This is a genomic window from Paenibacillus sp. SSG-1 (assembly GCF_002224835.1).
GTDB classification, from domain to species: Bacteria; Bacillota; Bacilli; order Paenibacillales; family Paenibacillaceae; genus Paenibacillus_AQ; species Paenibacillus_AQ favisporus.
Map to the genome: position 1 here is coordinate 6,103,493 of NZ_MBRK01000001.1, position 15,573 is coordinate 6,119,065.

A 15,573-nucleotide genomic window follows, 5' to 3' on the forward strand; every position below is an offset into this window, starting at 1 on the left:
GAGTCTTTCCGTCTAGGTCTTTTGAATCGGGATCAAAAAGGCATCCCTATCGTAGCAAGGCAAACAGGCACCAACAATTAACGAAAGTTAACTGCGCCGCCAAAATTCGATATTTTTTTCTATCCGGTCGTACCCCCATTCTAAAAACAATCCATTTTCCGTAACCCGTACCATTAAACAGACGCCAAAAGGCATTCCCTGGCCGATATTTAGCCTCAAGGAATGCCTTTGATTAAGGAGCATGTAGGTTAGAAAAACAAAGGAGTGCAAAAAATCCGCTCAATGACAGCCGGTTGCCGAACGATGCCATGCATCCGATTACAGCAACGCCGGAATGGAACGCAGCCTCTTTTACAGCCTAAGAGCTAGCCAATCAATCCACCGCTATCATCTGCGGCTTTGATACGCGACTATTCCTGCTGGAGCCCCTTCATAAACTGCACGATCTTGTCGTTCAGGCCAGGGAGACCTTCGTGGCCGAAATCCGGATAGATTTCAAGCTTCACAGGCGACTTCATTTTGTTAATGGCGGCGAACTGGGTCGATGGCGGACAGATCGTGTCCATCAGTCCTACGCCAACCATAACGTCGGCCTCAATGCGTGAAGCCAGGTTCTGAATGTCAATATAGCCAAGCTTGGTGAAAATTTCGTCCTCGCGCTGATGCTGCGGGTCGAACTTGCGGAAATAGGTACGGAGTTCCTCGTACGCATGAACGCTGAGATCCATTTCCCATACCCGCTTATAATCGCTCAGGAACGGATATACCGGGGCTGCCTTCTTGATTCTCGGCTCCAGCGCGGCGCACGCAATCGTCAGTGCTCCGCCCTGCGACCAGCCCGTCGCCCCCACGCGGTCTGCGTCTACCTCCGGGAAGCTCATCACGATCGCCGCCAGCTGTGCGGTGTCCAGGAACACGTCACGGAAAAGCAGCTTGTGCGGGTCCTTGTCGCTTAGGCCGCGGATAATATGTCCATGGTGCGTGTTGCCGACCACACCGCCTTTATCCTCGGACAAGCCGCCTTGACCGCGGACGTCCAGCGACGCGATGGAGAAACCCATTGCCGGGTAGACCATTTTATCCATCCAATCCCCGCTGTCTCCCGTATAACCGTGAAATTGCAGCACGGCCGGGTGAGGCTGGGCAGCCCCTTTTGGCCGGGCATACTTGGCATGAATTCTCGCGCCGTTCACCCCGGTGAAATACAGCGAAAAGCATTCGGCAAACGGCACTTCAAAATCCGCTGGAACGAGTTCCACCTGCGGATCGACAGCCCGCATTTCTTCCAGTGCCTGCGACCAGTATGTATCAAAATCATCCGGCTTCGGATTTCTTCCTTCATACTGCTTCAACTGGGACAGCGGCATATCTACGAGTGGCACAATCATCAACCTTTCTTTGTTTACCAAGTCAATTTAGTAATTTCAATCTTATTTACATTCGCCCGTTAATGTTTTATTTCCTGCCCGTGCCTGCAACCAATAAGAAGCTATTTTCGACAAGGTTTGCCGAACTGCTCATGACAAGTTTTCCCATGGCGTTTGCCTTGCTCACAAACAACCTTACCATTTTTCTCATAACCCCGATAAGGTGAAAAAAAGCGGCAGCTGTGCTACAATACTTGGGTTGTAGTTGCAGGTGGTATTTCATTTAGGGGGTACACGACTCGTCATGCTTATTATTGGTATCGCCGGCGGCACTGGCTCCGGCAAAACGACGGTGGCCCGTTCGGTCATCGATCGTCTCGGTTCGGGAAAGGTCACCTTCATTTCCCAGGACAATTATTACAAGGACAACCCTCATCTTAGCCTGGCGGAACGGGAGCTGATCAACTATGATCATCCGTTCGCCTTTGATAATGAACTACTTATCGAGCATTTGAGCCAGTTAAAAGAAGGCCAAACCGCTTACGCGCCGGTGTACGACTTTACGGTTCACGCCCGCTCCTCGGTCGACAAGGTGGAGCTGACGCCGAACAATATCGTCATTATCGAAGGCCTTCACGTCCTCTCGGACGAGAAGCTGCGCGAGATGCTCGATATCAAGGTGTTCGTCGACACCGATCCGGACGTCCGCATTCTGCGCCGCGTCCTGCGCGACATTGAGGAACGCGGACGCAGCATCCAGTCGATTCACCAGCAGTACCTGGCGACGGTAAAGCCGATGCATGAGGCCTTTATCGAGCCATCCAAAAAATACGCTGACCTCATCATTCCCGAAGGCGGTGAAAACGAAGTCGGCATTCAGCTGCTGTCGATCCTGACGGAGAAGTTCCTGACGGGCGACCGGAACTGGTCGGACATCTAAACTCGGCTTGAGCGGTTTAGAGAACCGTTGATTCCCAGCGGACAGCGAACAATAAACCGGACAAGCCAATACAGCCCTTCGCAATCATGTGCGAAGGGCTGTTTTCTATGCGCGAAAGGATCATCCCGCGCTCGAAACGGATCTCAGTCCCTCTTCTTCCGAGTTCCACACGACTCCTTCTTCAAGGAGTAAGCGCTGCGCTGGATAGGCGAGGCGAATTCCCTCTTCTTCGAGCACCTTCATCACGGCGAGGTTTACCTCCTGCCGTACTGCCAAGTGCTCCGCCCACACGGTCGTTTTCGTAAAAAAGTAAAAGAAAAGGCCCAAGCTGCTTTGCTGAAATTCCGTAAACTTGACCAGAATCGTCGTCTGATCGATTTTCTCATTTTCCCTTAGGCCCGTCTCGATCCGTTCGACCGCTGCAGCCAGCCGCTCTCTGTCCGAATCAAGTGCCACGCCGAGCGTAAAGGTAACCCTGCGTTTGCCCATGCGGCTCCAATTCGTGATCGGCTGATCCGCCAGCGCTGCATTCGGTACCGTTACGACTGCATCCGCAAAGGTACGGATTTTCGTGCTCCGGAAGGTGATATCCTCGACGAATCCTTCCACGCTGGGGGTCAGGATCCAATCGCCCCTTGAGAAGGGCTTCTCCAATATGATGACGATGCCCCCGAAAATATTGCCGAGCGTATCCTTCGCAGCCAGGGCAATCGCCAAACTGCCGAGCCCCATGCCCGCGACCAGGCCGTTGATGCTGAACCCCCACTCTGTTCCGATCAGCGTAATGGTCAGGACGATCACGACAAACCGCAGCACTTTGGACATAAAAGGAATCAGCATGCTCGAATCATCCAGCCGGATCTTCTTGCTGAGCTGCTCCAATAAAAATGAAGACCGGTTGGACAGAGTGAGCAGGCTCCATCCAATCAGCAGGATGACCGCGCTGCGAAAAAGTCCGTCCAACGCAATGGCTGTCTCCCAACGGACGGAAAACAAATATTTGAATCCCAGATACACCCCAAGGACGACAACAAACAACCGGAGCGGTTTCTCAAGCGCTTCTTCCCACAACAGCGTCCGCTCCTTCTCCCGTTTTTTCCTGTTGACCAGCGAAAACACGTACCGGACCAGAAACCGGTTCATCAGCACAAAAATGGCCATGATTCCGGTAGAAACCAGCACATCCATCCATCTGATACGGCCGATCACATCCTGCAGCCACGTCCATATACTCAAATAGACACCCCCCAGAAAATTGACCTATATTATAACATTTTGGCGTTTCCTGTGTCTAAAGACCGAGCCCAAAATGGAAGTTGTTAAATCATGCCAGAACCAAAAAGGCCCCGCCTCACGGGACCTTACAAGTTCTATATTCGCGGCCCTATTTCCGGGCCAGCTCCCGGATCAGCCGGAAAGCCGACCTGAAGCGCGGCCGTCTTAGGTGCTCCTGAACATAGCCGTAATGGGTCAGCTCCACGCCGGCGTCCTTCAAGCCGTACGCAAAGTCGTCATCAAAAGGCAGCCGGAACTCCCACACCCGCTTCTCCCACTGCGGAATGTTAGCCAGCATCCACGCATCCTCCGCACCGGGATGAATGTAGGTCTCTGAGACCCCTTCCGGCAGGGCGTACAGCTTGGCAATGATCGACCGTTTGAAGCTGTCATACGTTTCCCCTTCCACCAATCCGAAGGGATGGGACAGCAGATAGTCGGGGATCGGCACTCCGAAGGTGTCCGCCAGCGCCGCCGCTTTGGCTACTGGGCGTTCAATGCCGCTCAGCGAACGAAGGAGCGGGTCATCGGGGTGGATGTAGCGGAAAAAGCGGGAAGGCAGGCCCCAGCGTGAAATTTTCCAAAAGGTCTGGGGCAGCAGGCTGCGCCCCGTCTCCATACCGTACAGGCTGCCCATGTGGTTGTCGACATGGCTGATTCGGATGCCGGCCTGCTTAACCCGTTCGTACTGGGCGTCGATCTCCTTCACGACGGCGCCCGTCTCTGCGCCCAGCTCAAATTCCCTGACCGTCCGGTACTGCTTGCCTTCGGCGTCATGCAGCGACGGGTGCCCGGTCAGACTGCTCCAGCGCAGGGCGTCGAACTCGCTCGTCAGGGTCAGGTGCAGCCCCACATTAGGCTGCTGCCGGCGCGCAGCCCAGTCGGCCGCCTCTTCAAAACCGGGCGCCACCGCCATGATCGTCGCCGAGGAGACCTTGCCCTCCTCGAGCAGATGCATGATGGCCCGGTTCATCGCCGGGCTCTGTCCGAAATCGTCACAGTTGATGATGAGCCTCTTGGCCATGCTTCACCTCTCCTTTCCCCGTCATATGAAAATCAAACTGGGCCATAAAAGATATCACAACCGATATGACCAATAAGCATAACGGCACGACACTGATCAGGTAACGAAACGTCGCTTCCGGATTCGATCCTGGATTGTCACCGCTTTCATAACCAAAGATCAGGCCGACCACGTAAAAAGCCAGCGCCGAAATCAGCCCGCTTGACCGGGTAATGAACCCGCTGACTGCCGTATAAATGCCCTCGCGCCGCCGTCCGGTCCGCTCCGCATCCTCGTCGATAATACGTCCGCTGACCATCGCCGGCGTAACGAGGAAACCGGCCAAACCAAAACCTACCGCGATGCCGGCCGCCACGCCGCTCACCAGGTTGTAGCCGAACCAGAGCGGAATGACCGACAGCCCGTACAGGATGAGCGACAGCCGCCAGGCTTTCACGCCGTCCATCCGGCGGACGATCCAGTACCATACGCCCACGAGCGGAATGACCGATACAAACACGGCCGCCAGCAGAATCGACACCTGGCCCTCCGAAATCCGCAGCACGTATTTGGCGTAGAACGGGATCATGGAGCTGACCAGTCCGTTCACGGTCTGGGCGAACGAGTTCGATACGTTGAAGATCCAAAACTTCTTGTTGCTGAGCGTTTCCTTAAAGGCGGCGCCCAGCTTCATCGGTTCCGCGTTGCCAGGGTCCCGCTGCTCCCGCACGCTAAGCATGCAGATGAGCATGCAGATGCCGAACACGAAAACATACACGATCGCCATATTGGAGAAGTTGATCGCCGCGTAAATGATAGGCGTCAGGGCAGTGGCGATGAGAAGGGCCAGCACCTGATAGCCCTGCTGGATGGCGGAGGCTTTGGCCCGGATACGGTCGCCGCGGAACAGCTCTGGAAACAGCGCCCCGTAGTTGACCCACAGAACGGTCGCCACCGCCTCATACAGCACCAGCGTCACCAGAAACCAGGTGAACAGCCCGTTTTGCGATAATCCTCCCGGCGGGGAGAAGACCAACACGAAGGTAAGCATAAACAGCGGAATGGAGGCAAATACCCACGGCCTGCGCCGGCCGTAGCGCGTTTCGGTCCGGTCCGACCAATAGCCGAACAGCGGATTGTTCACCGCATCCCAGATCAGGAAAATGGTTCTGGCGAGCGTGGCGAGCCCGACGCCGAGTCCCAGCTTTTCCACGTAAAAATAGCTGTAAAACGAACTGAATGCCTGACTCGGAACCATCATCGCAAACATCCCCAGCGCAAAGGCGTACGGCGAATTTACCCATCGGCGCGCCATGTGTATTCCTCCCCTACGAGAATAGGCTTCCTGGCCTAAGGCCTTACTGAAATACTATTCAACAAATGGATGATTTTACCTTTGTGATTCAGTGAAAAACCATTTTTTAACCAACCCTTCGGATGTTAGAGCGTTCTATTCATAAGCTATAATTTGGACCAGCAGGTCGTCCTAAGCTTTGTCGCCATGCAGTTCACCTATGACAAGCAAAAAAAGAAGACAATGAACTACCAGGAGGGATACCAATGGCATTAGTCGTCGGAGCGATCATTGTACTCGCTGCGTTAAGCTTAGCCTTTGAGCTCAGCAGGGGGAAATCGGCGAAAAGAAAATACATGGTGTGGGGAATCACGACGATGCTGCCGATCGCATTTGTATTTTCGTGGCTTGTTGCGTTGATATACGGGGACTGGATCGCCCATGACGGGTTTGCCGCCATCGGCCTCATGATGCTCCTGATCCCGCTGTTCTTTTTGACCGGGGTGATTCTTTTGCTGATCGGTCTCTTTATGAAGGAGAAACAAAGCTAGATAACTAGCTGTTATCCTTCCTCATTCGGATACATTCGCAATAAGCACAATTGCCAAGGCTTCCCGTACTAAAAACAAAAACACTCCGGCTCTACGTAGTAGAGTCGGAGTGCGATGAACAACTATACATTTTTCACAAACATCGACCTCGGCCACCCGGCGCAGCCATCCCCCGCCGGTCTACCCTACCGCCTCGGCCTTCTTGGACATGTTGCGCTGCGCGGTGATGAGGTTGTAGTAGATCCCTCTTTTAGCCACAAGCTCGGCGTGCGTGCCGACTTCGGCGATCTCGCCCTTGTCGAGAACGATTAGCCGGTCGGCATGCCGCAGCGTCGACAGGCGATGCGCGATCGCCAGCGTCGTCCGGTTGCGGGTGACCCGCTGCAGTGCCTCCTGGATGGCGCTCTCCGTATCGATATCGAGCGAGGCCGTCGCCTCGTCGAGGATCAAGATCCGCGGGTCGTTCAGCACCGCCCGGGCAATCGCCAGCCGCTGCCGCTCTCCGCCGGACAGGTTGCCGCCGTTCTCCTCCAGGCGTGTATCATAGCCATCCGGCAGGCGCAGGATAAAATCATGCGCATTGGCGATCTTCGCCGCCTCGAGCACATCCTCGTACGTCGCTTCCGGCTTCGAGTACCGGATATTGTCCAGAATCGTGCCGCTGAACAGAAATGTCTCCTGCAGCACGACGCCAATCTGCGAGCGCAGATGCGCCTGCTCGATCCGGCGGATGTCCACTCCATCGATGAGGATCTCGCCTTCATTGACGTCATAGAACCGGGAGACGAGGTTGATCAGCGTCGACTTCCCTGACCCGGAATGTCCAACCAGACCGATCATTTCCCCCGGCTTGATCTCCACATTAATTTCCTTCAGCACCGGCTCATACGATTTGTAGCCGAATATCACATTCCGGAACGTAATCGTTCCCTGAATCGAATGCTTGACGGACGCCTCGGAGTCCATTACCTCCGGCTGCTCATCGATCACCGAAAAGATGCGATCCACCGAAATAATGGCATTGGACAGCCAACGCGGCATAAACATCAGCCACGCAATCGGTCCGTAGATCATCCCGGCGTAACCGCTGAACTGCACCAGCTCCCCGAGGGACATCTGCTTGCCGAGAATCATGTTACATCCGATGAGGAGCACGAGATACTGCCCCATCTGGATCAAATAGTTCGAGATCGGCGACAGGATACTGAATACTTTCTCGGTCTGGATAGTCGCCGCAGCAAACTCGGCATTGTACTGTTTGAACCGCTTCACCTCGCGCTCCTCTTTGCCAAACGCCTTGACGACGCGGATCCCGCTTAGCACGTCATGCAGGAAGGAGTTCGCCTTGTCGTACACCCTCCACTGCTTGCGGAACAGCTTCCACAGCACGCCTTTCCAAATATACCGCTGGATGTAGGCGACGAGCGGCGCCGGCAGCAGCACAACGCAAGCCAGGCGCCAATCGGCTGAGAAGAGCAGCACGCTCGCGGACACGAGAATAATGAGCTGAAAGACAGCCGTCGTAAACAGCTCCTGAACCAGATTGCGGATCCGGTCCGTATCCGAGGTGACCCGGTTCATGATGTCCCCGGCCCGCTGCGTGGTCAGAAATCCGAGGGACAAGCTCTGAATCCGCTCATAGACCAGCTTGCGCAGGTCGGCCGCGATTTGCGAGCTGACCCCCGCCATGATCCGCCCTTTGATGATGCCGAGCCCCTCTCCGCCGACAAGGACGAAGAGCAGGCCGAGAATGGCCCAGATGAACACGGGAACGCTCGGTGATTGGCCGGGAGGCGGCTGCAGCGAGGAATTCACCAGCAGCTTTTGAAAGTAAGGGCCGGCCATCGATATGGCGGAAGCCGCCAATGTCACTGCAAGCCCGATCGCGAACGTTTTTTTGTGATTCATCGCCACCGAGACCAGTCGCTTGAAGGCTGCTGCCTTGTTCATGCACTTCGGGCACACCCTCGTTCCCGGTATGAGCGAACCGCCGCAGCTGGCGCAGACCGGCTCCTCTTCATCGTTGTATATGCGGATTGTCCGCTGCCTCGACAGATCGTTCAGAATTTGGGCGATATAACCGTACCTCGCCGCGTGCTTCATGGACAGCCTCGTAAGAATAAATTTGGTGCCGGCCTCGTCCCCTTCCAGCACGGCGCTGCCGATCAGCGGCACCACCTTGTATTCCTTCGCGTCGGTAATCAGACGGCTGTCGACCACACGGCCCTCCAGCAGCAGGGCCCATCTCTGCTCTCCAATTACGAAATAACCTTCCGTCCGCTGCCCGCCCAGCGTCAAATCGACAGGCACGCAGTAACGGATATGCTCCCCCACAGCCTGCGAGGCGGCCTCCAGCTCGCGCTCCGGCAGTGTAAAATTAAGGTTCATGAATACCTCCGTCCTTGTATCGACAGGCGTCGAAGTTCAACCTACATGCATACCTCAACCATCTTGTATTCCTTGTCGCTCAGTCGGTCCAGATGCGGGATGATAAACCGGTTGCCGTCCACATCCACGATCAGCAGCCGGTTTGCGGTCATCAGCTTGACGCTCCCACCGCCGCCGCGAACCGTAAAGCGGCAGCGCCCCGATGTGGTTTCCGCATCCCAATACGAATATCCGAACTCCTCTTTGACGGAGAGAACCTTCGAGATTTCAGGGGCAAAATACCGCAGCTCCACCTGCTCCTCCAGCATCCGCTGCGTTTTCTCCGGGAACTCGTCCAGGGAGCGGATCATCCCGATCTCCTCATTCTCGACGGTTCGAATCGATAGGTAGATCCGCTTATTCGTATGCGGAAAAGAGCAGTGCACGTACACTCCGGCGTGCTCCTTGCCCCCCGCCTTCACGTTCAGCATATGGCCTTCCGTCAGGGTAAACACCGTATCGCCCGGGGACAAATAACGGATTTGTGCCGCCTCCGCGAGGCCGGGGCTGCTCCCGCCGTCCTCGGGCCTTAGAATCTCGCTAACACTTACATCCTTAAGCGTCATGCCGTAATCACCTCATTCATCTTCAGTGCCTCGTCATGCTTTTTGACCAGGTCGTAATAAGCCCCTTCCTTCACCAGCAGCTGTTCATGCGTTCCTTCCTCCACGATCTTGCCTTGTTCCAGCACGACCAGATAGTCGGCGTTTCTTAACGTGGACAAGCGGTGCGCAATCGCTATCGTCGTTCTTCCCTTGATCAGCGTATCGAGCGCCTCCTGGATTTGCAGTTCGGTCTTCGTATCGAGCGAGGCGGTGGCCTCATCCAGAATCAGTATTTTCGGATTGTGCAAAATGGCCCGGGCAATGCTGAGCCGCTGCTTCTCGCCCCCGGACAGGTTATGCCCTCCGGTCCCGACAATAGTATCGTAGCCGTCCGGCAGCTTCTCGATGAAGTCGTGTGCGCCGGCCACTTTGGCAGCGTGAATCAGGTCGGCCATGGTGCAGTCCGGATCAGCATAGGCGATATTTTCCGCGATGCTTCCGGACATGACATAGACGTCCTGGGATACGATGCCGATATGCGTCCGAAGGGACGCCATGGACACATCCTTGATCGGGATGCCGTCGATCCGGATCTCTCCTTCATTGACGTCATACAGCCTCGGAATCAGGTTGACCAGCGTCGATTTTCCGGCCCCTGAGTGCCCGACGACGCCGATCATTTGACCGGGCCTTGCATGCAGCGACACCCCTTTCAGGATCGCCTTGTTCGGCTCGTAGCCGAAGGTGACGTTCGATATGCGGATTTCGCCCTGCATTTCCGTAAGCTGCATCGCGTTCGACTTTTCCACCACGTCGGGCACCGCGTCATGGATTTCAAAAATCCGCTGTGCCGCGGACATACAGTAGGACCACCAGTTCATAATATTGTTCATAAACTGGATCGGACCGTACAGCAGGAGCATGTAGTTCATAAAGGTCATGACTTTACCGAACGTAAAATCCCCCTGCATGACTTTCCAGCCGCCAAAGGCCCAAATGAGAATGCCGCCAATTTGCGTCAGAATGTTCAATACGGGAAACAAGGTTACGCCCATTTTGTTAAAGGACTGCTCCGCATCGGAAAAAGCCCCGCTGGCCCGCTGAAAACGGGTATTCTCCATCTGCTCCTTCCCGAACGCCTTCACCACCCGCGTGCCGCGGATCGTGTCGCTGATGATGGCGTTCATCGCGCTAACACGCTTATGCCGCCTGATGGACAGCCTCCACAGCTTAGGAAATACTTTGCGGACGAGCAGGAACACGAAGGGGAGAGGAAGAAGGCACAGCAGGGTCAGCTTCCAATCCATGACAAGCAGAACGGTGACGATTCCGATAATGTTCATGGCGTTGACCACGAAATACGAAATGCCGTCAACGAAAAAATACTGCAGTTCGGTCGCATCATTGTTGATGCGGGTCATCAGCTGCCCCGTCTGCTTCTTCTCAAAGAAGCTTAAGGAAAGCCGCTGCATGGCATGGAACACGCTCGACTTCAGGTCAAAGGCAATATTCGCCGCCATCTTGGCGTTGATGACGCCGAAGATGACCCCAAACAACAGCGAGAGCGTCCGGAAAACGATAATAAGTGCGATGACCAGCCCGATTTGGCCTGCGAACGTGCCTTTGCCGCCCAAGGCCTGGTCGAACAGCAGCGTACCTTGAAAATAAGGAATGACCAATCCCGCCGCCGAGTTCAGCAGCATAAACAGCACGATCCAGAACATCGAGACTTTATACTTGCCCGCAAAGGACAGCAGCCTGCCGAAGACGGCGTGCTTCTTCATGCATTTGGGGCAAACTTGGCGCCCCTCTTCGGGGTAGATCATGCCGCATTTCGGGCATGTGGCCCGCTCCTGGTCGTCCCGCAGCTCTTCCGGACCGAGCTCTTCGCTTTTCTTCAGCTTCTCAAAAATTTTGGCCAGCCTGGCTGCGCTCCGCATGCCGCCGTTCGTGAACGCGGCAACGGCCCTCTCCTCCGGTGCCTTGATGACGACCATGCCGGAGGCTACCAGATTGACGATGCTCAGCGATTCGATGTCCCGAATCTTCAGCGCCTCCAGCTCCCAGTGGGCCTCTTTTTCCGGAGAAAGCCCTTTCAATGGGACGTTTGCCGCATACCCGCTGTATGTCTTCTCCCGCGCTGGCGCCTGGTCATGGGACAAGATCAACAGCTCCTCAGGGGTCAAAAGTACATACGTATCCCTGAACCCGTTCTCCAGGGCCCGGTCGCACAGCAGCCAGCAGAGCACGCTTTCCTTTGCCACGCCGTGCTGCGCTAGTGCGTTCATGATTGCCTTTGGAAGTGTATCCATGAGTCCTCCAAATTCTGTTGTCTTTTCAGTCGTCTTATTAGGTACGAAATATCATACACCCTTTGCCTCTCCCAAGAAAGGGAAAATTTACTTATCACAAAAATTTTACACACTGAATTTTGGGCAACACCAGCTCCCTTCGGTTTACACGATTGCTAAATTCCCTCATACTAGCGGGAGTTTGCACCGGTTTTGATTCAGATCCTTTAGCGCAGGCCTATTGAGCACATCCATTTCAATAAGCTAAAAAGGCCCCCCTCCGCCGCGGCCCGGCAGGAAGGAAGCCTTTTTATCCTAATATATACTTATTCATCTGCTCTGCTGAATATTACTTCGTTGCGTTTTTCCAGTCGGCAGCAAATTTCTCGATGCCTTGATCTGTCAGCGGGTGTTTTACCAGTTGAGCGATGACGCTGAATGGAACGGTAGCAATATGCGCACCGGCCATCGCTACGCGGGTTACGTGGTCTGGATGGCGAACCGAAGCAGCGATGATTTGAGTGTCCAGGTTATGAACGCGGAACAGCTCAGCGATTTTGGCCACGAGCAGCACGCCGTCTTCCGAGATGTCGTCCAGGCGGCCCAGGAATGGGGATACATACGTTGCACCTGCGCGTGCAGCCAGCAGAGCCTGGTTCACGGTGAAGATCAGGGTTACGTTCGTTTTTACGCCTTTTTTCGTCAGGTAACGGCAAGCTTCAAGACCAGCCAGCGTCATTGGCAGCTTGATCGTGATGTTCTTGTCTCCGCCGTTGATTTTGATCAGTTCATCGGCTTGTGCGATCATATCTTCCGCAGTTTCCGCATCCGGAGTAACTTCTGCCGATACGGATTCCACTTCAGGAACAGCCTTCAAAATTTCTTCGATGCGGTCTTCGAACTTCACGCCTTCTTTGGCAACCAGAGAAGGGTTTGTCGTCACGCCGGAAAGTACGCCGATTTTATATGCTTTTTTAATGTCGTCCAGGTTTGCAGTGTCGATGAAAAATTTCATGATTTCACTACCTCCACTTATTTTTTTCTTTTATATAAGTTGAACCATTAAAATGGATAATGGGGCAAGTACGTAAAATGTTCCTACGATCGCTCTTGTTTTCGGATTTCTTGATAGTACAGAACCCACTTAAGTTAGAAATCCGAAAGCCAAACACGAACGCTTCGCTTCTTCGGGATCCTTTTACTCCCTTGCCTGCATCCTATTCATTAGTTCAACTTATTTATTTAGATTAGTTCTTGACTACAGCATGGCCGCCAAATTCGTTACGGAGCGCGGCAACTACTTTACCTGTGAACGTATCGTTCTCCAGGGAACGGTAACGCATCAGCAGGGACAAAGCGATAACCGGTGTAGCGGTCTGCAGATCAAGAGCTGTTTCCACAGTCCATTTACCTTCGCCGGAAGATTGCATAATTCCTTTAATTTCGTCCAAGTTCGCGTCTTTGGCAAAGGCTTTTTCCGTCAATTCCATCAGCCAGGAACGGATAACGGAGCCGTTGTTCCATACGCGGGCCACTTTTTCGTAGTCAAAATCGAAATCGCTCTTCTCCAATACTTCAAAGCCTTCGCCGATAGCTGCCATAAAGCCGTATTCGACGCCGTTATGCACCATTTTCAGGAAGTGGCCGCTGCCGGATTTGCCAGCATACAGATAGCCGTTCTCTACAGCGGTGTCCTTGAAGATCGGTTCAACGATGTCCCATGCTTCCTGATCTCCGCCGACCATGTAGCAAGCGCCGTTACGAGCGCCTTCCATACCGCCTGAAGTACCTACGTCGAGGTAGCTTACGCCGAATTCCTTCATTTGATTGTATCTTTCAATCGACTCTTTGTAGTGCGAGTTGCCGGCTTCGATTACGATGTCGCCTTTGGACAACAGTGGTTTCAGCTCGTCAAGAACCGAGTCTACAACGGAGTGAGGCACCATGATCCACACGATTCTTGGCGTTTCCAGCTTGGACACAAGCTCTTTGATGCTTGCAGCGCCTTCGGCGCCTTTGCTCTTCATGTCTTCAACAGCGGCTGTGTTCAAATCGAATGCAACGACGCTGTGGTTATGATCCATCAAATTTTGTCCCAAATTCAAACCCATTTTACCTAATCCAATCAATCCGACTTTCATTATAATTCCCTCCACACCATGCATTTTCTCTATTTTTGTTTATTGAAACCTTTACCAGTATGGTTTACAACCTGGATCAAGATTGACCCACAAGTACCTTCTCTTCTTCTTTCACAACTTCAGGCTCTGTATCCAGCCACCATTTGAAGCCGTCCTCGGCCAGCAGCTGGTCAGACGCTTCAGGTCCGTTCGAACCTGCAGGATACTGATGAAGCGGAACGCTGTCCTCCTCGAAAGCATCCAGAATCGGCTGCACGTACTGCCAGGACAATTCGACTTCATCCCAATGGGCAAAGAACGTGGAATCCCCGCGAACCGCATCGAAAATCAGATTTTCGTACGCTTCCGGTACGTCCTTTCCATTTTCATGGAAGTGAATGCGCATCGGCTCCAGCTTGGAATCGTTCCGCGGATTCTTTTTGTTCAATTGCATAAAGATGCCTTCGTTCGGATTGATTTCAATCACGAGAAGATTCGGATCGTTGGTGGTATTTTGTCCCTTCAACGGCTCCTTAAATTCAATGACGATCCGCGTAGATTTTTCCTTCATTCTTTTGCCTGTGCGAATGTAGAACGGAACGTCGCTCCAGAAGTAGTTATCGATCCAGAGGCGTGTAGCGATAAACGTATCGTTCTTCGAGCCCGCAGGAACGCCAGGCTCATCAAGATAACCGGGAACCGGCTTTCCTTGCATTTGACCGGCGGCATATTGGCCGCGAATCACGTTCTTCGCGATATCTTCCTTCTGCAGCGGACGAAGGGACTGCATAACGTTCTTCTTCTTCATGCGGACTTCGTTCGCATCGCCTCTGCCTGGAAGACGCATACTAACCATCATCAGCACTTGCAGCAAATGGTTCTGCACCATATCGCGGATTGCGCCCGAGTTGTCGTAGTATCCAGCTCTCTCTTCGACGCCGACGGTCTCACTTGCCGTAATTTGGACGTTGGCAATGTGATGGTTGGACCACAGCGCTTTGAGAATCGGGTTGGAAGACTCGAGGATTTCCAGGTTTTGCACCATCGGCTTACCGAGGTAGTGGTCGATGCGGTACACTTCGCTTTCATCAAACGCTTTGCTGAGCTGCTCGTTCAAATGGCGCGCAGACTGCAGGTCGTGTCCGAAAGGCTTTTCGATAATCAGACGTTTCCATCCGCTTGTCGAACCAAGTCCGCTGTCTTTAATATTTAAGGCGATCACGTCAAAAAACTCCGGCGCCACCGAGAGATAAAACATGCGATTCTGAGGAATGTTCAATTCCTGTTCACGCGACTCTACTAGGCTCCGCAGCTTATGGTAATCCTCCACTTGATTGGCATCAAGGACGGTATACCGGATCGTTTGGAGAAAAGCTTCCAAAGTGGCCGGATCGTTTACGGTTCTTCTTGAAAAAGTTTGCAGCGATTTCGCTACGTTTTGCTGAAAATCTGCACTAGATTGTTCTCTGCGGCCCAAGGCGATAATCGAGAACGCTTCAGGCATCTTTTTATCTATAAACAGATTGTAGAGTGCAGGGTATATTTTTCTCTTTGCCAGGTCCCCTGTTCCTCCAAACAAGACAAATGTCATGTTGTCCACGTATGACTCCTCCATTCCATTCCCACCAAAAACCATGCGCATGCTGGCAGATAAATCCGTTGCAACAAGGTTACTTTTAATAACCTGTTGAATTCACATTGGCAATCATAAACCCATTTAAGCGATTAGTCAACAGATTCTTGTCCAAATTATGAACGGA

The 15,573-nt window shown here is 53.5% G+C and carries 12 protein-coding genes; 2 read left to right on the top strand and 10 right to left on the bottom strand.

From position 1 onward, the window contains the following. Positions 1–410: 410 nt before the first annotated feature. A complete protein-coding gene (locus tag BCV73_RS27825; RefSeq protein WP_089550438.1) occupies positions 411–1,382 on the bottom strand; it encodes an acetylxylan esterase in 972 nt (323 codons plus the stop codon). Positions 1,383–1,671: 289 nt separating this feature from the next. Between BCV73_RS27825 and udk the strand changes: the two genes are divergently transcribed. Next, positions 1,672–2,307 carry a uridine kinase gene (gene udk, locus BCV73_RS27830; RefSeq protein WP_089549327.1) on the top strand — a complete coding sequence of 212 codons (636 nt, stop codon included), beginning with the start codon at positions 1,672–1,674 and terminating at the stop codon, positions 2,305–2,307. Between the two features lie 120 nt (positions 2,308–2,427). Here the strand turns inward: udk and BCV73_RS27835 are convergent, their stop codons facing one another. The 3 genes from BCV73_RS27835 to BCV73_RS27845 all read right to left on the bottom strand — a co-directional run bounded on the left by BCV73_RS27835 (position 2,428) and on the right by BCV73_RS27845 (position 5,900). Then, positions 2,428–3,543, bottom strand: coding sequence for a mechanosensitive ion channel family protein (locus BCV73_RS27835; protein WP_256993029.1), 1,116 nt, complete (start codon positions 3,541–3,543; stop codon positions 2,428–2,430). Between the two features lie 148 nt (positions 3,544–3,691). After that, positions 3,692–4,606 carry a polysaccharide deacetylase family protein gene (locus BCV73_RS27840; RefSeq protein WP_089549328.1) on the bottom strand — a complete coding sequence of 305 codons (915 nt, stop codon included), beginning with the start codon at positions 4,604–4,606 and terminating at the stop codon, positions 3,692–3,694. Further along, a complete protein-coding gene (locus tag BCV73_RS27845; RefSeq protein WP_089549329.1) occupies positions 4,578–5,900 on the bottom strand; it encodes an MFS transporter in 1,323 nt (440 codons plus the stop codon). The genes BCV73_RS27840 and BCV73_RS27845 overlap by 29 nt, the downstream gene beginning before the upstream one ends. Positions 5,901–6,145: 245 nt before the next feature. Between BCV73_RS27845 and BCV73_RS27850 the strand changes: the two genes are divergently transcribed. Beyond that, entirely contained in the window at positions 6,146–6,430 is a 285-nt protein-coding gene (locus BCV73_RS27850) for a hypothetical protein (protein WP_089549330.1), read from the top strand. 180 nt (positions 6,431–6,610) lie between these two features. Here BCV73_RS27850 and BCV73_RS27855 read toward each other — a convergent pair whose 3' ends face one another. From BCV73_RS27855 to zwf, 6 genes are all read right to left on the bottom strand, one after another. After that, entirely contained in the window at positions 6,611–8,818 is a 2,208-nt protein-coding gene (locus tag BCV73_RS27855) for an ABC transporter ATP-binding protein (protein WP_089549331.1), read from the bottom strand. Between the two features lie 41 nt (positions 8,819–8,859). Continuing rightward, positions 8,860–9,423 carry a DUF1854 domain-containing protein gene (locus BCV73_RS27860; protein ID WP_089549332.1) on the bottom strand — a complete coding sequence of 188 codons (564 nt, stop codon included), beginning with the start codon at positions 9,421–9,423 and terminating at the stop codon, positions 8,860–8,862. Beyond that, entirely contained in the window at positions 9,420–11,714 is a 2,295-nt protein-coding gene (locus BCV73_RS27865; protein WP_089549333.1) for an ABC transporter ATP-binding protein, read from the bottom strand. Before BCV73_RS27865 ends, BCV73_RS27860 begins: the two co-directional genes overlap by 4 nt. Positions 11,715–12,042: 328 nt before the next feature. After that, complete coding sequence (gene fsa / locus BCV73_RS27870; RefSeq protein ID WP_076173083.1) at positions 12,043–12,708, bottom strand: fructose-6-phosphate aldolase; 666 nt, start codon at positions 12,706–12,708, stop codon at positions 12,043–12,045. 232 nt (positions 12,709–12,940) lie between these two features. Further along, positions 12,941–13,834, bottom strand: coding sequence for a phosphogluconate dehydrogenase (NAD(+)-dependent, decarboxylating) (gnd, locus tag BCV73_RS27875; RefSeq protein WP_076173084.1), 894 nt, complete (start codon positions 13,832–13,834; stop codon positions 12,941–12,943). A 76-nt stretch (positions 13,835–13,910) separates the two neighbouring features. Next, positions 13,911–15,413 carry a glucose-6-phosphate dehydrogenase gene (zwf, locus tag BCV73_RS27880; RefSeq protein WP_089550440.1) on the bottom strand — a complete coding sequence of 501 codons (1,503 nt, stop codon included), beginning with the start codon at positions 15,411–15,413 and terminating at the stop codon, positions 13,911–13,913. Positions 15,414–15,573 lie beyond the last annotated feature (160 nt).